19 protein-coding genes are annotated in these 14,400 nt (G+C 61.4%); 15 read left to right on the forward strand and 4 right to left on the reverse strand.

The annotated features are described in order from the left end of the window. The first annotated feature begins 1 nt into the window (after position 1). Together queG and ABEA02_RS00445 are read left to right on the forward strand one after the other, a co-directional pair. Complete coding sequence (gene queG, locus ABEA02_RS00440; RefSeq protein WP_345530843.1) at positions 2–1,078, forward strand: tRNA epoxyqueuosine(34) reductase QueG; 1,077 nt, start codon at positions 2–4, stop codon at positions 1,076–1,078. A gap of 134 nt (positions 1,079–1,212) precedes the next feature. Then, positions 1,213–1,665 (forward strand): c-type cytochrome, encoded by a 453-nt coding sequence (locus tag ABEA02_RS00445; RefSeq protein ID WP_345530844.1) that lies wholly within the window; start codon positions 1,213–1,215, stop codon positions 1,663–1,665. A 67-nt stretch (positions 1,666–1,732) separates the two neighbouring features. On the opposite strand, the gene ABEA02_RS00450 is transcribed toward ABEA02_RS00445, so the two are convergent. Continuing rightward, a complete protein-coding gene (locus tag ABEA02_RS00450; protein WP_345530845.1) occupies positions 1,733–2,404 on the reverse strand; it encodes a cytochrome b/b6 domain-containing protein in 672 nt (223 codons plus the stop codon). 75 nt (positions 2,405–2,479) lie between these two features. Between ABEA02_RS00450 and ABEA02_RS00455 the strand changes: the two genes are divergently transcribed. The 9 genes from ABEA02_RS00455 (at position 2,480) to ABEA02_RS00495 (ending at position 8,862) form a co-directional block, all read left to right on the forward strand. After that, on the forward strand, positions 2,480–2,797 hold the full coding sequence (locus ABEA02_RS00455) for a DUF2322 family protein (RefSeq protein ID WP_345530846.1): 318 nt from the start codon (positions 2,480–2,482) through the stop codon (positions 2,795–2,797). Positions 2,798–2,824: 27 nt separating this feature from the next. Beyond that, positions 2,825–3,031: a cbb3-type cytochrome oxidase assembly protein CcoS gene (ccoS, locus tag ABEA02_RS00460; protein WP_345530847.1), complete on the forward strand. Its 207-nt coding sequence runs from the start codon at positions 2,825–2,827 to the stop codon at positions 3,029–3,031. Positions 3,032–3,387: 356 nt separating this feature from the next. Then, complete coding sequence (ccoN, locus tag ABEA02_RS00465; RefSeq protein ID WP_345530848.1) at positions 3,388–4,818, forward strand: cytochrome-c oxidase, cbb3-type subunit I; 1,431 nt, start codon at positions 3,388–3,390, stop codon at positions 4,816–4,818. A gap of 13 nt (positions 4,819–4,831) precedes the next feature. Next, positions 4,832–5,443, forward strand: coding sequence for a cytochrome-c oxidase, cbb3-type subunit II (gene ccoO / locus ABEA02_RS00470; protein WP_345530849.1), 612 nt, complete (start codon positions 4,832–4,834; stop codon positions 5,441–5,443). A 10-nt stretch (positions 5,444–5,453) separates the two neighbouring features. Continuing rightward, the gene (locus ABEA02_RS00475) at positions 5,454–5,636 is read left to right on the forward strand and encodes a cbb3-type cytochrome oxidase subunit 3 (RefSeq protein ID WP_345530850.1); all 183 of its coding nucleotides are present in this window, start codon (positions 5,454–5,456) and stop codon (positions 5,634–5,636) included. Continuing rightward, positions 5,633–6,529, forward strand: coding sequence for a cytochrome-c oxidase, cbb3-type subunit III (ccoP, locus tag ABEA02_RS00480; RefSeq protein ID WP_345530851.1), 897 nt, complete (start codon positions 5,633–5,635; stop codon positions 6,527–6,529). The genes ABEA02_RS00475 and ccoP overlap by 4 nt, the downstream gene beginning before the upstream one ends. Before the next feature lie 143 nt (positions 6,530–6,672). Further along, positions 6,673–8,055, forward strand: coding sequence for a cytochrome c oxidase accessory protein CcoG (ccoG, locus tag ABEA02_RS00485; protein WP_425584645.1), 1,383 nt, complete (start codon positions 6,673–6,675; stop codon positions 8,053–8,055). A 10-nt stretch (positions 8,056–8,065) separates the two neighbouring features. Next, a complete protein-coding gene (locus ABEA02_RS00490; RefSeq protein WP_345530852.1) occupies positions 8,066–8,611 on the forward strand; it encodes a FixH family protein in 546 nt (181 codons plus the stop codon). Between the two features lie 14 nt (positions 8,612–8,625). Then, positions 8,626–8,862, forward strand: coding sequence for a hypothetical protein (locus ABEA02_RS00495; protein ID WP_345530853.1), 237 nt, complete (start codon positions 8,626–8,628; stop codon positions 8,860–8,862). A gap of 15 nt (positions 8,863–8,877) precedes the next feature. Here ABEA02_RS00495 and ABEA02_RS00500 read toward each other — a convergent pair whose 3' ends face one another. Together ABEA02_RS00500 and fnr are read right to left on the reverse strand one after the other, a co-directional pair. Beyond that, positions 8,878–9,327 (reverse strand): universal stress protein, encoded by a 450-nt coding sequence (locus ABEA02_RS00500; RefSeq protein ID WP_345530854.1) that lies wholly within the window; start codon positions 9,325–9,327, stop codon positions 8,878–8,880. A 118-nt stretch (positions 9,328–9,445) separates the two neighbouring features. Beyond that, positions 9,446–10,180: a fumarate/nitrate reduction transcriptional regulator Fnr gene (gene fnr / locus ABEA02_RS00505; protein WP_345530855.1), complete on the reverse strand. Its 735-nt coding sequence runs from the start codon at positions 10,178–10,180 to the stop codon at positions 9,446–9,448. 128 nt (positions 10,181–10,308) lie between these two features. Between fnr and hemN the strand changes: the two genes are divergently transcribed. The 4 genes from hemN (at position 10,309) to ppa (ending at position 13,343) form a co-directional block, all read left to right on the forward strand. Then, positions 10,309–11,706 (forward strand): oxygen-independent coproporphyrinogen III oxidase, encoded by a 1,398-nt coding sequence (gene hemN / locus ABEA02_RS00510; protein ID WP_345530856.1) that lies wholly within the window; start codon positions 10,309–10,311, stop codon positions 11,704–11,706. Between the two features lie 45 nt (positions 11,707–11,751). Beyond that, positions 11,752–12,474: a sulfite exporter TauE/SafE family protein gene (locus tag ABEA02_RS00515; RefSeq protein ID WP_345530857.1), complete on the forward strand. Its 723-nt coding sequence runs from the start codon at positions 11,752–11,754 to the stop codon at positions 12,472–12,474. A 2-nt stretch (positions 12,475–12,476) separates the two neighbouring features. Beyond that, a complete protein-coding gene (locus ABEA02_RS00520) occupies positions 12,477–12,683 on the forward strand; it encodes a heavy-metal-associated domain-containing protein (protein WP_345530858.1) in 207 nt (68 codons plus the stop codon). Between the two features lie 111 nt (positions 12,684–12,794). Further along, positions 12,795–13,343: an inorganic diphosphatase gene (gene ppa / locus ABEA02_RS00525; protein ID WP_345530859.1), complete on the forward strand. Its 549-nt coding sequence runs from the start codon at positions 12,795–12,797 to the stop codon at positions 13,341–13,343. A 24-nt stretch (positions 13,344–13,367) separates the two neighbouring features. On the opposite strand, the gene ybiB is transcribed toward ppa, so the two are convergent. Then, positions 13,368–14,279, reverse strand: coding sequence for a DNA-binding protein YbiB (gene ybiB / locus ABEA02_RS00530; protein WP_345530860.1), 912 nt, complete (start codon positions 14,277–14,279; stop codon positions 13,368–13,370). Positions 14,280–14,400 lie beyond the last annotated feature (121 nt).

A 14,400-nucleotide genomic window follows, 5' to 3' on the forward strand; every position in this document is an offset into this window, starting at 1 on the left:
CGTGACGGGACATGCGGAAAACTCTCTCGATCTGTTGGCGCTCAAGGCGCGGGTGAAGGACTGGGCGCGCGAGCTGGGCTTCGCGGCCTGTGGCGTGGCGGGCATTGATCTGGGCGCAGCCGAATCCCATTTTCTCGACTGGCTGGCCGCCGGCTTTCACGGCGAGATGGATTATATGGCGCGCCATGGGGTGAAGCGGGCGCGGCCGGCCGAACTGGTGCCGGGTACGCTGAGCGTGCTGTCGCTGCGCATGCCGTATTGGGCTGAGCAGGATCGTGCGCAAACCGAGGCAGCGCTGGCCGACGGTGAGCGGGCCTATGTTTCGCGTTATGCATTGGGGCGCGACTATCACAAGGTGTTGAGGGGGCGCCTGCAGCAGCTGGCAGATCGCATCGCGGGCGAGATCGGGGCCTTCGGCCATCGGGTGTTCGTCGATTCGGCCCCGGTGCTGGAAGTGGAGCTGGCCAGGCAGGCAGGGCTGGGCTGGCGCGGCAAGCACACATTGATGCTGACGCGCGAAGCGGGCTCGCTGTTCTTCCTCGGCGAGTTGTATGTAGACCTGCCACTGCCGCCGGATGAGCCGGTCACGGAACACTGTGGCGACTGCACGCGCTGCATCGATGCCTGTCCCACGCAGGCCATCGTGGCCCCGTACAAAGTGGATGCGCGGCGCTGCATTTCGTATCTGACCATCGAGCTGAAGGGGGCGATTCCGGAGGCGTTTCGGCCACTTATCGGCAACCGCATCTACGGTTGCGACGACTGCCAACTGGTGTGCCCCTGGAATCGATTTGCGCGCGTCAGCGAGGATCCGGACTTTGCGGTGCGCAATGGGCTGGATGCGGCCACGCTGGCGGCTTTGTTTGCCTGGACGGAGGAGGAGTTCGTCACGCGCATGGCGGGCAGCGCGATCTACCGCATCGGCCACGAGCGCTGGCTACGCAATCTGGCCGTCGGTCTGGGCAACGCGCCGTCAACGCCGGCTGTGCTGGCTGCGTTGGAGGCGAGGCGCGAGGATGCGTCGGCCCTCGTGCGCGAGCATGTGGCCTGGGCTCTGGCGCGTCATGCAGGACGTTGAAATTTCTGGCAGTGTGAGGCCCAGTGCAAGATTTTCACTTGGCGAGCCGATATTCCATGAGGCACGGAATAATCCGGCTCCGCATGTGTTTAGCAGTGTGTTGTACCGACCAATCCCGAAATGGAGATCAGAATATGAAAATCCGCAACGTCGTCGTGGCTGCCCTGGCAGCTCTTACCGCTTCGGCGGCATTTGCCCAGGCAAAGCCTGAAGACCAGATCCGTCTGCGTCAGGGCGGTCTGCAACTGCTGGCGAAAAACGTGGGCGCACTGGCCGCAGTTGCCAAGGGCGATGTGCCGTTCAACAAGGAAGCCGTGACGGCACGTGCCGAGTACGTGAACATGCTGGCGCAGGACATTACCAGCTCCGGGTTTGGCGCTGGTTCTGACAAAGGTTGGCAAACGCGAGCCAATCCCAAGATCTGGTCTGACGCCGAGGGCTTCAAGGCTGCAGCAGGCAAGCTGACGGCCGCTACCGCCAAACTGGCGACCGTGGCAGACCTCAATGGCCTCAAGGCCGCCGTGAGCGAATTGCAGGGCACCTGCAAGAACTGCCACGACAACTATCGCGACAGCTCGTATCACTGAGCCGCGACAGCGGAACAACAAAAAGGCCAGCGCATGCGCTGGCCTTTTTGTCTGGTTCAACGGTAGTTCAAAGTCCGGCCGTGATGTACCAGATGACGCCCAGCCCAACCGCCAGCGCGATGAGTCCTAGCCACCATCTGCCGCCCGTTGCATCAGGGGTTGTGGCGTCGGCCGGGACATCCTTGCTGCCCGTGATCATCGGTTTGACCAGGTTGTCGCGTTTGACAAACCGGTAGAACAAGATGGCTGCAATGTGCAAACCGATCAGGGCGAGGATGACGACTTCCAGAATTTCGTGAACTTCGTTGAGCTGACCGAACAGCTCGGAACCGATCTTGTTGTACAGCGGGCCATCGAAGAAGTAGTCGTCGCTGTGGTTGAACAGGCCGGTGATGGACTGCACCAGCAGCACGCCAAGCAGGCCCAGCACGGATAGCGCGCCCAGCGGGTTATGGCCGGTGGCGTTCGGGTCCGTCTTGCCGCGCAGGTAGGCGAGGATGGCGCCCGGACCCTTGATGAAGTTGAGGAAGCGAGCATTGCTGCCGCCGATGAAGCCCCAGATGATGCGGAAGATCAGCAAGGCCAGAACGCAGTAGCCGGCCTTGGCATGTAGTTCGATATTGTCGGTCTTGATGGCGTAGAACGCGGTCGCCACAGCCGCCAGCAGCAGCCAGTGGAAGAAGCGCAGGGGCAGGTCCCAGACACGGACGCGGCGGGTGGGAACTGACTTGTCTTCCATGTGTACTCTCCTGGTGACTGGCGGCGGTGCCGCAGAGCGCTGCGTTACACTGCCGATTTTTATCGGTGACGAATGATGGCATTTTCCGACAACCTCAAACAACTACCGGGCGTCTCGCATCTTGCCGGCCTCTATCTTGTTGACCAGACGGATGCGGTGATCGCCACAATCGAGAACAAGCCGGGCCAGGCGGGCTCGCTGGCGGTGTACAACCACCTTGCGCAGACGTTCGGTGCCATCACGCCGGAAGCAGCGCAGCGAGGCCTTGAGCTGTACGCCGAGCACACGCTGGATGCGCAGACCAACCCGGGCAAGCACCCGAACATTGATCGGCTGATCGGCTTGCGCGAGCGCGGGGAAACCTTGCGCGTCAAGCAGCTGTTCGCTGATTGACGTTCGCTGACCGAGTCGCCTCCTCATATGGAAAGCAGCCTTGCCATACTCATACCTGTCTCATTGGTGCTGGTATTCGTGATCGGTGGCGTGCTGTGGTGGTCGGTGCGCAGTGGCCAGTTCGAGGACCTTGAGGGTGAGGCGTTCCGCGTGATCATGGACGACGACCGCACGCCTGCAATGTCCGATAAGAAGACTGAGCAGACAGCAGAACAGGAAACTCCGAAAGATTGACTGCGATCAAGGCCCGCCGCAGTGTCGGCGCGTATAGTGCAGCCATGCCAGTGATCAGCGCTGGCGACAGAGCAGATCCGGGAACGCCGGGTTTGATCTGTGCAGTCTCTCTGTTGGGGTTGGGGGTGCGCGTGCCGCACCCTTTTTTTTGCCGTCGATTGCCCTCGCCCCGGCGAGACGGCTTCGGTTGGGTGAAATGCGCCGCGTTGTGCCCTCCGACGTATCCCAATTGATATACATCAAGTGCTCCGGCCATAGGTTTAACTAATCTGCGCCCTGAGCGGCGATTGTTTGCCGTGCGGGCTCCGCACGGGCGCATCCATGCATCCGCAGCCTATTGATCCAGGGAGTGCTTAATGCAAACCACACAAGCCACAACGACATACAGCTACCAGGTCGTCCGGCAGTTTTCAGTGATGACGGTGGTGTGGGGGATAGTCGGCATGCTGGTCGGCGTCATCATCGCTGCCCAGCTCGTCTGGCCGGAACTGAATCTGGCCGAGTGGTTGCACTTCGGGCGCTTGCGCCCGCTGCACACCAATGCCGTTATCTTCGCCTTCGGGGGCTGTGCGCTGTTCGCCACGTCTTACTACGTGGTGCAGCGTACCTGTCACACCCGGCTATTCGCGCCATGGTTGGCCAGTTTCACGTTCTGGGGCTGGCAGGCTGTCATCGTGGCTGCGGCGATCACCCTGCCACTGGGCATCACGACCGGCAAGGAGTATGCCGAGCTGGAGTGGCCGATCGACATCCTGATCACCCTGGTGTGGGTCGCCTACGCGGTGGTGTTCTTCGGCACCATTGCCAAGCGCAAGACGCCGCATATCTACGTGGCGAACTGGTTTTACGGCGCCTTCATCCTCGCCGTGGCCTTGCTGCACCTCGTCAATTCGGCCGAAATTCCGGTTAGTCTGTGGAAGTCCTACTCGGCCTACTCTGGCGTGCAAGATGCCATGATCCAGTGGTGGTACGGTCACAACGCAGTGGGATTTTTCCTCACCGCAGGCTTCCTGGGCATCATGTATTACTTCGTGCCCAAGCAGGCCGGGCGGCCCGTGTATTCGTATCGGCTGTCGGTGGTGCACTTCTGGGCGCTGATCTTCACCTACATGTGGGCCGGCCCCCACCATCTGCACTACACCGCACTGCCTGACTGGGCGCAGTCGCTGGGCATGGTGTTTTCGCTGATCCTGCTGGCACCGAGCTGGGGCGGCATGATCAACGGCATCATGACCCTCTCGGGCGCCTGGCATAAGTTGCGCACCGACCCCATCCTCAAATTCCTCATCACCTCGCTGTCTTTCTACGGCATGTCGACCTTCGAGGGGCCGATGATGTCGATCAAGACGGTCAACGCCTTGTCCCACTACACCGACTGGACCATCGGCCACGTGCACTCCGGCGCGCTGGGCTGGGTGGCCATGGTGACCATCGGTTCGATCTACTACCTGATCCCGCGCATGGTGGGCAAGACCGAGATGTATTCGACGAAGCTCATCTCGATGCACTTCTGGATCGCCACCATCGGCGTTGTGCTCTACATCGCCTCGATGTGGATCGCCGGCGTCATGCAGGGCCTGATGTGGCGTGCGACGAATGCGGACAGCACGTTGACCTATTCCTTCGTCGAAAGCGTCAAGGCGAGCTATCCGTTCTGGACGATACGTCTCGTAGGTGGCGTCCTGTTCCTCGCGGGCATGTTCATCATGTTCTACAACATGGTGCGCACGATGGCAGGTTCAAAGGCAGTGGATGCGCCGGTCCTGGCGCCGGCAGCGGCTCACTGAGAGGGCAGAGGCGATGAAACTCAACAATGAACTGATTGAAAAGAACGTCAGCCTGCTGATCATCTTTACGCTGCTGGTTGTCAGCGTAGGCGGGTTGGTCGAGATCGTACCGCTGTTCTTCCAGCATTCGACGACGACACCTGTCGCAGGCGTGAAGCCTTACGAGCCCTTGCAGCTTGCTGGACGCGACATCTACATCCGCGAGGGTTGCTACAACTGTCACTCGCAGATGATCCGTCCGCTGCGTGCCGAGACCGAGCGCTACGGTCACTACTCGGTTGCAGGTGAATTCATCTATGACCATCCCTTCCAGTGGGGGTCGAAGCGCACGGGTCCGGATCTGGCGCGCGTCGGTGGGCGCTACTCGGACCAGTGGCATCGCGTGCACCTTCTGAACCCGCGTGACGTTGTGCCGGAATCGAACATGCCGGCCTTCACCTGGCTGAATCGTCCGCTGAAGAGTGATGACATTGGCAAGAAGATGGCCGCGCTGCGCGCTGTCGGCGTGCCCTACACCGACGCACAGATCGCTGAGGCACCCGCCGCAGTGGCCGGCAAGACGGAACTTGATGCGCTGATTGCTTACCTGCAGGGTCTGGGTACGGCGCTCAAGGGCGTCAGGTAAGGGGGCGACGATGGAAGACACATTGCATCTGCTGCGCTCGGTGCTGACGGCACTGGCCTTGCTGAGCTTTCTGGGCATCGTGGCCTGGGCGTATAGCCGGCAGGCACGCAAGGGCTTTGAAGAGGCCGCACAACTGCCCTTCACCGAAGACGGTGAAGAAGGCATCACGCAACAGGACAGGGGGGCAGCATGAGCGATTTCGTCAGTAGTTTCTGGCACTACTACGTGCTGGGGCTGGTGATCCTGAGCCTGCTCTATTGCGGCTGGGTATTGGTGTCGAACATGAGCCGCCGCAAGCCAGGGCCGGTCGAATTGCATGATCACGTGTGGGACGAAGACCTGCAGGAGTACAACAATCCGTTGCCGCGCTGGTGGTTGTACCTTTTCTGGGCAACGTTGATTTTCGGTGTTGTGTACTTCGTGCTGTATCCCTCGCTGGGCAATCTGCCGGGCAAGGCGGGCTGGACCTCAGCCAACCAGTACGACGCTGAAGTGAAGAAGGCCGAAGAGCGGTATGCCCCGTTGTTCGCCCGTTTCGAAAAACAGGATCTGGCCGAGCTGGCCAAGGACCCGGAGGCGCAGGCGACGGGGCAGCGACTGTTTCTCAACTACTGCGCGCAGTGTCATGGTGCTGACGGGCAGGGTTCAAAGGGTTTTCCCAACCTTACTGACGCGGACTGGCTCTACGGTGGCGAACCGGCAACGATCAAGACGACCATCCTCGGTGGGCGTCAGGGTGTGATGCCGGCGCTGGGCGCAGCCATCGGCAGTGATGGCACCAAGGATGTGGCGAACTACGTGCGCTCGCTGTCCGGACTGGCCAATGATTCGCTGCGCGCGGCGCGCGGGCGCGAGATCTTTGCTGCCAATTGCGTGGCGTGTCACGGGCCCGAGGGCAAGGGCAATCCAGCGCTGGGTGCGCCGAATCTGACGGACAAGACCTGGCTGTACGGATCGTCGGAAGCCACCATCGTCGAGACCGTGACCAAGGGGCGTCAGAACCAGATGCCGGCATTCAAGGATCTGGTTGGCGAGAGCCGTGTGCATGTGCTGGCTGCTTATGTACTGAGCATCAAGAAGCAGTAGGCCATCGGCAGCAGCAGAGAGCAGGGCGGCGGCATCGCCGCTCTGGATAGCGGCAGAAGGGCAGAGCGCCAGTGAGCGACGAGCAGATCGAGTACAACGCGGTCGGCAAACCGAAGATCCGGGCCAAAGCCCGAGTCGTCCCCATCACGCCGGCCGAGGACGATTCGCTGTACGAGGTGCGCCAGAAGGTGTATCCCCGTGCAGTGAGCGGTGTCTTCGCCAACTGGCGTTGGGCCATGGTGTGGCTCACGCAGATCGTGTTTTACGGCTTCTGCTGGCTACCCTGGAATGGTCGTCAGGGCGTGCTGTTCCACCTTGCCGAGCGCAAGTTTTACATCTTCGGTTTCGTATTCTGGCCGCAGGATGTTTTCTATCTCGCGGTGCTGCTGATCATCAGTGCCTATTCGCTGTTCCTGTTCACAACCGTGGCGGGGCGTTTGTGGTGTGGATTCACCTGTCCGCAGACGGTCTACACCGAAATGTTTCTGTGGATAGAGAAGATCGTCGAGGGGGACCGTGCCAAGCGCATGAAGCTTGATCAGTCCGGTGGCGCGCGCAAGTTTGGCCTCAAATCGCTCAAATACTTCCTCTGGTTCGTCTTGTCGGCGTGGACGGGCATAACCTTCGTCGGCTATTTCACGCCCGTGCAGGGCTTGATGCACGACATCGCGAACTGGCAGCTCAGCGGTTGGGAAATCTTCTGGGTGCTGTTCTACGGCGGCTTCACTTACCTGATGGCTGGCGTGATGCGCGAGCAGGTGTGCAAGTACATGTGCCCCTATGCACGCTTCCAGAGCGTGATGTTCGACCAGGACACGCTGATAATCACCTACGATCAGGAGCGCGGGGACCCGCGCGGCAGTCGGCGCAAGGGCGAGGACTACAAGGCTGCGGGCAAGGGGGATTGCGTCGATTGCGGCATCTGCGTTCAGGTATGTCCCACAGGCATCGACATTCGCAATGGCCTGCAGTACGAATGCATTGGCTGCGCGGCTTGCATCGACGCCTGCGATCAGGTGATGGAGAAGATGGATTACCCGAAGGGGCTGATCCGCTACTCGACCGAGAACGCTGTGCGCAAACATTGGGTACGTGCCGACATCCTTCGTCATGTCATGCGACCGCGCGTGCTGATCTACTCGGCCATATTGTGGGCGATCATTGGCGCCTTCATCTGGGGGCTGGCGACACGTTCGCCGGTGCGCGTTGATGTCATCAAGGATCGCACGACGCTGGCCCGCGAAGTCGAGGGCGGCTTCATCGAGAACATCTATGTGTTGCAGCTCATGAACACGAGCGAGATCGCGCGCGAGTTCCGCATCAGTGTCAGTGGCCTGTCCGATATCCGGCTCGATGGCAACGCCAGCCAGCTTGTGCAGGCTGCCAGCAACCGCACGCTGACCGTGCATGTGCGGGCGCCGGTCGAGGCGGCCGAGCGCGGCTCGCATCCCATCTACTTCGACGTCAATCTCGACGACCCGGAAATCCGGCCGCTGCGCGAGAAGAGCGTCTTCATCATGCCCTGAGGGAGAGCCCATGAGCGCCACATCGCCCCTGCACCATAGCGCCGCGACGAAGCCCTGGTACCGCGAGCCCTGGCCCTGGTTTCTCATGAGCCTGCCGGTCACTGCCGTGCTGGCGGGCATCGTGACGACGGTCTACGCGGTTCGTACCAACGATGGCGTGGTAGCCGACGACTATTACAAGCAGGGGCTGGCTATCAACCAGACACTTGCGCGTGACGACATGGCGGCGCAGTTGGGCCTGCGAGCCAGTCTCGACGTGGTCGATGGCATGGCGCAGGTGAGCCTCAGCGGCAAGGATGGTGTGACGCTGCCCACCGAATTGCGCCTCACCTTGAGCCATCCAACGCGGCAGGGCGGTGACCAGCAGGTGGTACTGAAGCGCACGGGGGCTGCCTATCGGGGCGAGCTCGTGCTGCAGGGCAGCGGGCTGCGCACAGTGATTCTTGAGGACGCCATGCGCAGCTGGCGTCTCAGTGCCGGCGTGCAGTTGCCTGCCACAGGCACTGAGCTGTTGCCGCGTACGCCCGCTACGGCATCTGTCGTCACAGCGCCCTGACACAGGAGGGCCGAATGCGCCGCTTGATCCTGATTTTCTGGCCGTCATTTCTCGCCGCAGGCGTGGCAGAGGTGGTCTTCTTCACGCTCATCGATCCGCAAACGCTTTACCTCTTGGGCGAGCCGGTGCATGCATCGCGGATTGCGACCTATTCGACTGGTTTCTTTGCATTCTGGGTGCTTTGCGCGGCGTCAAGCTGGGCAACGCTTTTCTTTGCGCGCGGTCGCGACGACATCAATCAGCCGCACTGATCACGCGGCACTCATTCAGGCTTCGCGGTACACCAGTACCGGGATGGTGGTGTGGGTCAGCACCTTGTGTGTCTCGGATCCGATCAGCAGGCCAGCTAGCCCACGCCGGCCATGCGAAGCCATGAAAATCAGGTCGCAGCCGGCCTTGGAGGCCGTGTCGATGATCATTTGCCAGGGCGTGTCGCTGATGTCGGTGTGCGTCTCGGCGATCAGGCCAGCGGCGACAGCTTCGGCGCGTACCTTGCCGAGAATGGTTTCGGCCATTTCACGGGTGTCGCGCTGGAAATCGTCGCGGCTTTCCGGCGCAATGAGGGCGCCTTCACCAACGATGGGCAGCGGATAGTCCGGCTGCACATGCAGAAACGTGATGCGTGCCGCGAGTGATTGAGCAAAGGCAACGGCCTTGCTGGCTGCGTGGGCCGACAGGGGTGAGCCATCGACCGGTACGAGCAGGTGTTTGTACATGATGCTTACCTCCTGCATGAAACCATGAGGGAACCCATGGTTCATGCTAGACCCCGGCAAGGCATCCTGCCCGCATGGCGGCGGGCATGTTTGATGCAGGTAAAACCCGGGGCGGGGGTCAGCAGTTATTGTGGTCCAGCAGTTTGCGCAGACCGTCGCCATCCAGGATGCGGATGTGCTTCTGCTGCACGCCGATCAGCCCTTCGTCGTGGAAGCGCGAGAAGGCGCGGCTGACCGTTTCGAGCTTGAGACCGAGGTAGGAGCCGATTTCCTCGCGCGTCATGCGCAGGTGGAATTCGGACGAGGAGTAGCCGCGCAGCTTCATGCGCTGCGACAGGTTGATCAGGAAAGCGGCGATGCGTTCTTCGGCGCGCATCGAACCGAGCAGGATCATGAGGCTCTGGTCGCGCACGATCTCGCGGCTCATGAACTTGTGGAACTCGCGTTGCAGCGAGCGGATCTCGTGTGAAAGCACCTCAAGCTGGTCATAGGGCATGACGCAGACTTCACTGTCTTCCAGCGCGGTGGCGTTGCAGACGTGGGTGTCGTTGCTGATGCCATCCAGACCGAGGATCTCGCCCGCCATCTGGAAGCCGGTGACCTGTTCGAGACCTTCCTCGGTGAGGATGTCGGTCTTGAAAAAGCCGATCTTGATGGCGTAGAGCGCGTTGAAGGGATCGCCTGCGCGGTAGAGCGGTTGGCCACGCTTGATCTTGCGGCGTGCCACCAGGCTGTCGAGCTTGTGCAGGTCGTCGTCTTCGAGTCCGACGGCGAGGCAGAGCTCACGCAGGTTGCACTGGGAACATGCGGTACGCATGTTGTTCGCGGTGATGGGGATGATTTGCTGATCCATTTTGCTTTCCTGCGTTGCTGATCAGGAGCTTATTGGCAATAGCTATCAAGTCTCTTGATCGTCATCAAAGTTTCAGACTGGAAACTCTGCAAAGGTCCGATACAGATGATCGTAACAGAGGCCGCAGCATGCCGAAGAATATTAGTTTCAACCCCGACCTGATCCGGCGCTACGACCTGCCGGGTCCTCGTTATACCTCATTCCCGACTGCAGACAGGTTTGTCGATGTTTTCGACTCGACCGCGCTGGAGCAGCATCTGGCCCGTCGCGCCAGCGACGGCGTTCTGGGCGGCATCGAGCGAGGGCTGTCCCTGTATTTCCATATCCCGTTCTGCAATACCGTCTGCTACTACTGCGGCTGCAACAAGATCGTCACGAAAGACCGCTCGCTTGCGGACCGCTACATTTCGTATCTTGATCGCGAAATGTCGATGCAGACGGCCTTCCTGTCCGGTTCGCGCCAGGTTTCGCAAATGCATTGGGGCGGCGGCACGCCGACTTTTCTCGATGGTCGCGAGATCGTGCGTCTGATGCGTGCCATCCGCGAGCACTTCCAGCTCAAGCGGGATGGCGAGTACTCGATCGAGATTGATCCGCGCAAGGTCAGCAACGACAAGGTCGCCCTGCTGGCAGATGAAGGCTTCAACCGCATGAGCATCGGTGTACAGGACTTCGATCCGCTGGTGCAGATGGCAGTCAACCGGGTACAGAGCATCGCAGAGACGCGTAGTGTGGTTGATTCGGCGCGCACCAACGGTTTCCGCTCGGTGAGCATGGACCTGATCTACGGTTTGCCCTTGCAGGATGTGTCACGTTTCGCCAATACGCTCGATTCAGTGCTGGAGATGCAGCCGGATCGCCTGGCGCTGTACAGCTATGCCCATTTGCCCGCGCGGTTCATGCCGCAGCGGCGTATTGATGCCGGGCAGCTCCCGGCGCCGGAGGAAAAGCTGGCCTTGCTCGCGCTGGCCATCGAGAAGCTGGGCGAGGCGGGTTACGTCTATATCGGCATGGATCACTTTGCCCGCCCCGACGACGAACTGGCGGTCGCCCAGCGGCGTGGCAGCCTGCACCGCAACTTTCAGGGCTATTCCACGCATGCCGAGTGTGATCTGCTGGCGTTTGGTGTTTCTGCCATCAGCAGTGTCGGCGGCGCCTACAGCCAGAACGAGAAGGATCTTGCCCAGTACTACGCAGCAATCGACCGTGGCGATCTGCCAGTGATGCGCGGGTGGGTGATGAGTAGTGATGACATGATGCGCCACGCCATCATCCAGTCGCTGATGTGTCACTTCGAATTGTCGCTGGAGGCGATAGAGCAAGCTTTTGGCATCAACTTCCGTGAAACATTCGCGTATGAGATTGCGGCTTTGCGGCCGCTTGAAGATGCGGGACTGGTACGTCTCGATGGCGACTGGCTGAGCGTGACGGAAGCCGGGCGCATGCTGGTACGCGTAGTGGCCATGGTGTTCGACAACTACCTGCGGCGCGACAGCGCCCAGCCGCGCTATTCGAAAGTTATCTGAGCCTTGTCGGCGCTAAGATCGGCGTTTTGATACGCGGGGCCTGACATGCCGGACGCCGGGTTGCTGGCTGTATTCCTGATTGGCCTGCTGGGTGGCACGCACTGCGTCGGCATGTGCGGCGGCATCGTCACGGCGCTCAGTGGCCCGGTCATCCAGCCGGGTACGCGGCTTCGTGCACGTCCGGACTGGCGTTTGCATCTGGCATACAACGGTGGGCGCATGCTGACGTACATCTTGCTGGGTGCGGTGTTCGGTGCGCTGGGCTCGGCCACTTTGCTGTTCAACCATGTGTTGCCGGTGCAGCTTGCCCTGTACGTGCTGGCCAACCTGCTTTTGCTGGCGCTTGGCGCCTATCTGCTGGGCGTGACCGCTTTGCTGGCTCCGCTGGAACACATCGGCGGCAAGCTATGGCGGAGAATCCAGCCGCTGGCAGCGCGGTACCTGCCGGCACGCAGCTGGCAGCAGGCCCTGCCGCTGGGTATGCTGTGGGGGCTCATTCCATGTGGGCTGATTTACAGCGTGCTGTCGACGGCCTTGCTGAGCGGCTCGGCGACGCAGGGGGCCTTGCTGATGGGCTGCTTCGCGCTGGGCACTCTGCCCAACCTGCTGTTGGCCGGGCTCGCGCTGGCGCGTTTCCGCGAGGTGTTGCGGCGGCAGTCTGTGCGCTGGCTCGCCGGTTCGCTGATCATTGCCTTTGGCCTGCTCGGCTTGTGGCGTGCGCCGGATCTGGGTGGCCGGCTGTGGCAGGGCATCATTTGCGAGGTGTGATCATGATCGAGACGAAACTGGCCGTGAAAGGCATGACTTGCGGGGGCTGCGTGCGCTCGGTGGAGCGTGTGCTGACGGCCTTGCCCGGTGTGACGCGGGTCGAGGTTTCGCTGGAACTGGCGTCGGCCACCGTGCAGCATGATGAGGCGCGTAGCGGCAAGGCCGAACTGGCGCGCGCCGTGCAAGAGGCGGGCTTCGAGGCCGCCTGATTGCGGGTGATGGGCGGATCGGGCCAGATGGGCTATCGGTTTTCCGCAAGCCTGTCGTAAGGACCGGGCCGATATAATCTGCCCGGACTTCCAGATAAGCAGAGAGAACCCATGAGCTTCAAATATGTGACGCCCGGCGTCGACGTGCCCAATGACATCCATGTGGTCGTCGAGATCCCGGCTCGCGCCGACCCCATCAAGTACGAGATCGACAAGGACAGTGGTGCGGTGTTCGTCGATCGCTTCATGGGCACGACCATGTACTACCCTTGCAATTACGGTTACGTGCCGGGCACGATCTCTGGCGACGGTGACCCTGTGGATGTGCTCGTCGAGGCGCCATTCGCGCTGATTCCGGGCGTGGTGATCCGCTGCCGGCCGGTGGGTGTGCTGCACATGGAAGACGAAGCCGGCGTGGACTCCAAGGTGCTGGCCGTGCCCGTGGCCAAGATTTCACCGCTCTACGAGAACGTGAATACCTACACCGATCTGCCGCCGCTGCTGATCCGTCAGATCGAGCACTTCTTCCAGCACTACAAGGATCTGGAGAAGGGCAAGTGGGTCAAGCTGCTGGGCTGGGAAGGCCCGGACGCCGCCAAGCAGGAAATCTACGCCGGCGTGGCGGCCTATCAGGCCACTTCGGGCCACTCAACTGACTGAGCCCGGGGCAGCCTGCGCTGATGATCAGGCGCACGCCAGTTCCACGAGCGCGCTGACCTGATCGCGTATCGGTTGCGGCACGGGCTGCGTACCGTCGAGCATGGCGCGAATCGTTGCGACGTTGTTGGCAATGCTGCAGGCGTCTTCGGCGATTGCTTCGGCTTCGAGGCTTTCCTGTTCGCACATTTCGCGCATTTCGCCGCGCACGAATCCCAGCATGCGCGGGCGACGGCGCGGTGCCGCGTACGCTTCACCTTCGGTGCCGCGCATCAGCATGCCGGTAGCTTGTTCAGCCTGCAGCAGGGTTTCCATCGTCTGCAGGTACTCGGGGTGGGTAACGGCGACGACACGCACACTGCGGCCCGGGGCGGGATCGAGCAGCTTGGCCACGGTATGGCCGCTGTTGCGGACTCCCAGGCGCGGTCGCAGAGCCAGCAGGCGGTCGAGACCCGGACACAGCACATCGACGGGCAGGCTGGCGATGCGGCGTGTCTGCAGTTGTTGTGCTGCCTCACCGAGTGTTGCCGCAGCAGGCAGATCGAGTGCAGCGAGCAGTTCGAAGGGGCTCACGCGTGACTCGAAATCGTGCCTGCCCTGCAGCAGTACCGGTACGCCCTCGCGAGCCAGCAGCAGCGCCACCAGAGGCGCAAGGTTGGCCTGCTTGCGTGCGCCGTTGTAGGTCGGCAGCACCACGCAGCGTGGACCGGCCGGGACGATGATCTGACGACAGCGTGCATTCAGTGCGCTGAGGAAACCGCGCAGTTCGCCTGGGTCTTCACCTTTCACCCGCATCGACAGCAGGATGGCGCCCAGCTCCATGTCAGGCACGACGCCGTCCAGGATGTCGGCAAACAATGCCTCGGCTTCGTCTTGCGGGAGTGAGCGTGCGCCCTTGGCGCCGCGTCCGATTTCCTTGATGATCCGGTCGTACTTCATGCTGCGATGATCTCTGTGTGCCCTGTTCCGGGCCTTGAGGTGAAGACAAATATTCTGCAGGAGGCACTTTATCTTGTTGCACGCCGTATCGGGTCGCTTCAAACGTTGGTTCCAGCCAATT

The sequence above is a fragment of the Viridibacterium curvum genome (assembly GCF_039544165.1).
GTDB lineage: Bacteria > Pseudomonadota > Gammaproteobacteria > Burkholderiales > Rhodocyclaceae > Viridibacterium > Viridibacterium curvum.

Coding starts and splice junctions, on each gene's coding strand:
- ABEA02_RS00455 (WP_345530846.1), top strand. CDS start 2,480: ATGGCATTTTCCGACAACCTCAAACAACTACCGGGCGTCTCGCATCTT.
- ABEA02_RS00515 (WP_345530857.1), top strand. CDS start 11,752: ATGCCGGACGCCGGGTTGCTGGCTGTATTCCTGATTGGCCTGCTGGGT.
- ABEA02_RS00475 (WP_345530850.1), top strand. CDS start 5,454: ATGGAAGACACATTGCATCTGCTGCGCTCGGTGCTGACGGCACTGGCC.
- ccoO (WP_345530849.1), top strand. CDS start 4,832: ATGAAACTCAACAATGAACTGATTGAAAAGAACGTCAGCCTGCTGATC.
- fnr (WP_345530855.1), bottom strand. CDS start 10,180: ATGGATCAGCAAATCATCCCCATCACCGCGAACAACATGCGTACCGCA.
- ABEA02_RS00495 (WP_345530853.1), top strand. CDS start 8,626: ATGCGCCGCTTGATCCTGATTTTCTGGCCGTCATTTCTCGCCGCAGGC.
- ccoP (WP_345530851.1), top strand. CDS start 5,633: ATGAGCGATTTCGTCAGTAGTTTCTGGCACTACTACGTGCTGGGGCTG.
- ppa (WP_345530859.1), top strand. CDS start 12,795: ATGAGCTTCAAATATGTGACGCCCGGCGTCGACGTGCCCAATGACATC.
- ABEA02_RS00445 (WP_345530844.1), top strand. CDS start 1,213: ATGAAAATCCGCAACGTCGTCGTGGCTGCCCTGGCAGCTCTTACCGCT.
- ABEA02_RS00490 (WP_345530852.1), top strand. CDS start 8,066: ATGAGCGCCACATCGCCCCTGCACCATAGCGCCGCGACGAAGCCCTGG.
- hemN (WP_345530856.1), top strand. CDS start 10,309: ATGCCGAAGAATATTAGTTTCAACCCCGACCTGATCCGGCGCTACGAC.
- ccoS (WP_345530847.1), top strand. CDS start 2,825: ATGGAAAGCAGCCTTGCCATACTCATACCTGTCTCATTGGTGCTGGTA.
- ABEA02_RS00500 (WP_345530854.1), bottom strand. CDS start 9,327: ATGTACAAACACCTGCTCGTACCGGTCGATGGCTCACCCCTGTCGGCC.
- ybiB (WP_345530860.1), bottom strand. CDS start 14,279: ATGAAGTACGACCGGATCATCAAGGAAATCGGACGCGGCGCCAAGGGC.
- ABEA02_RS00520 (WP_345530858.1), top strand. CDS start 12,477: ATGATCGAGACGAAACTGGCCGTGAAAGGCATGACTTGCGGGGGCTGC.
- ABEA02_RS00450 (WP_345530845.1), bottom strand. CDS start 2,404: ATGGAAGACAAGTCAGTTCCCACCCGCCGCGTCCGTGTCTGGGACCTG.
- ccoN (WP_345530848.1), top strand. CDS start 3,388: ATGCAAACCACACAAGCCACAACGACATACAGCTACCAGGTCGTCCGG.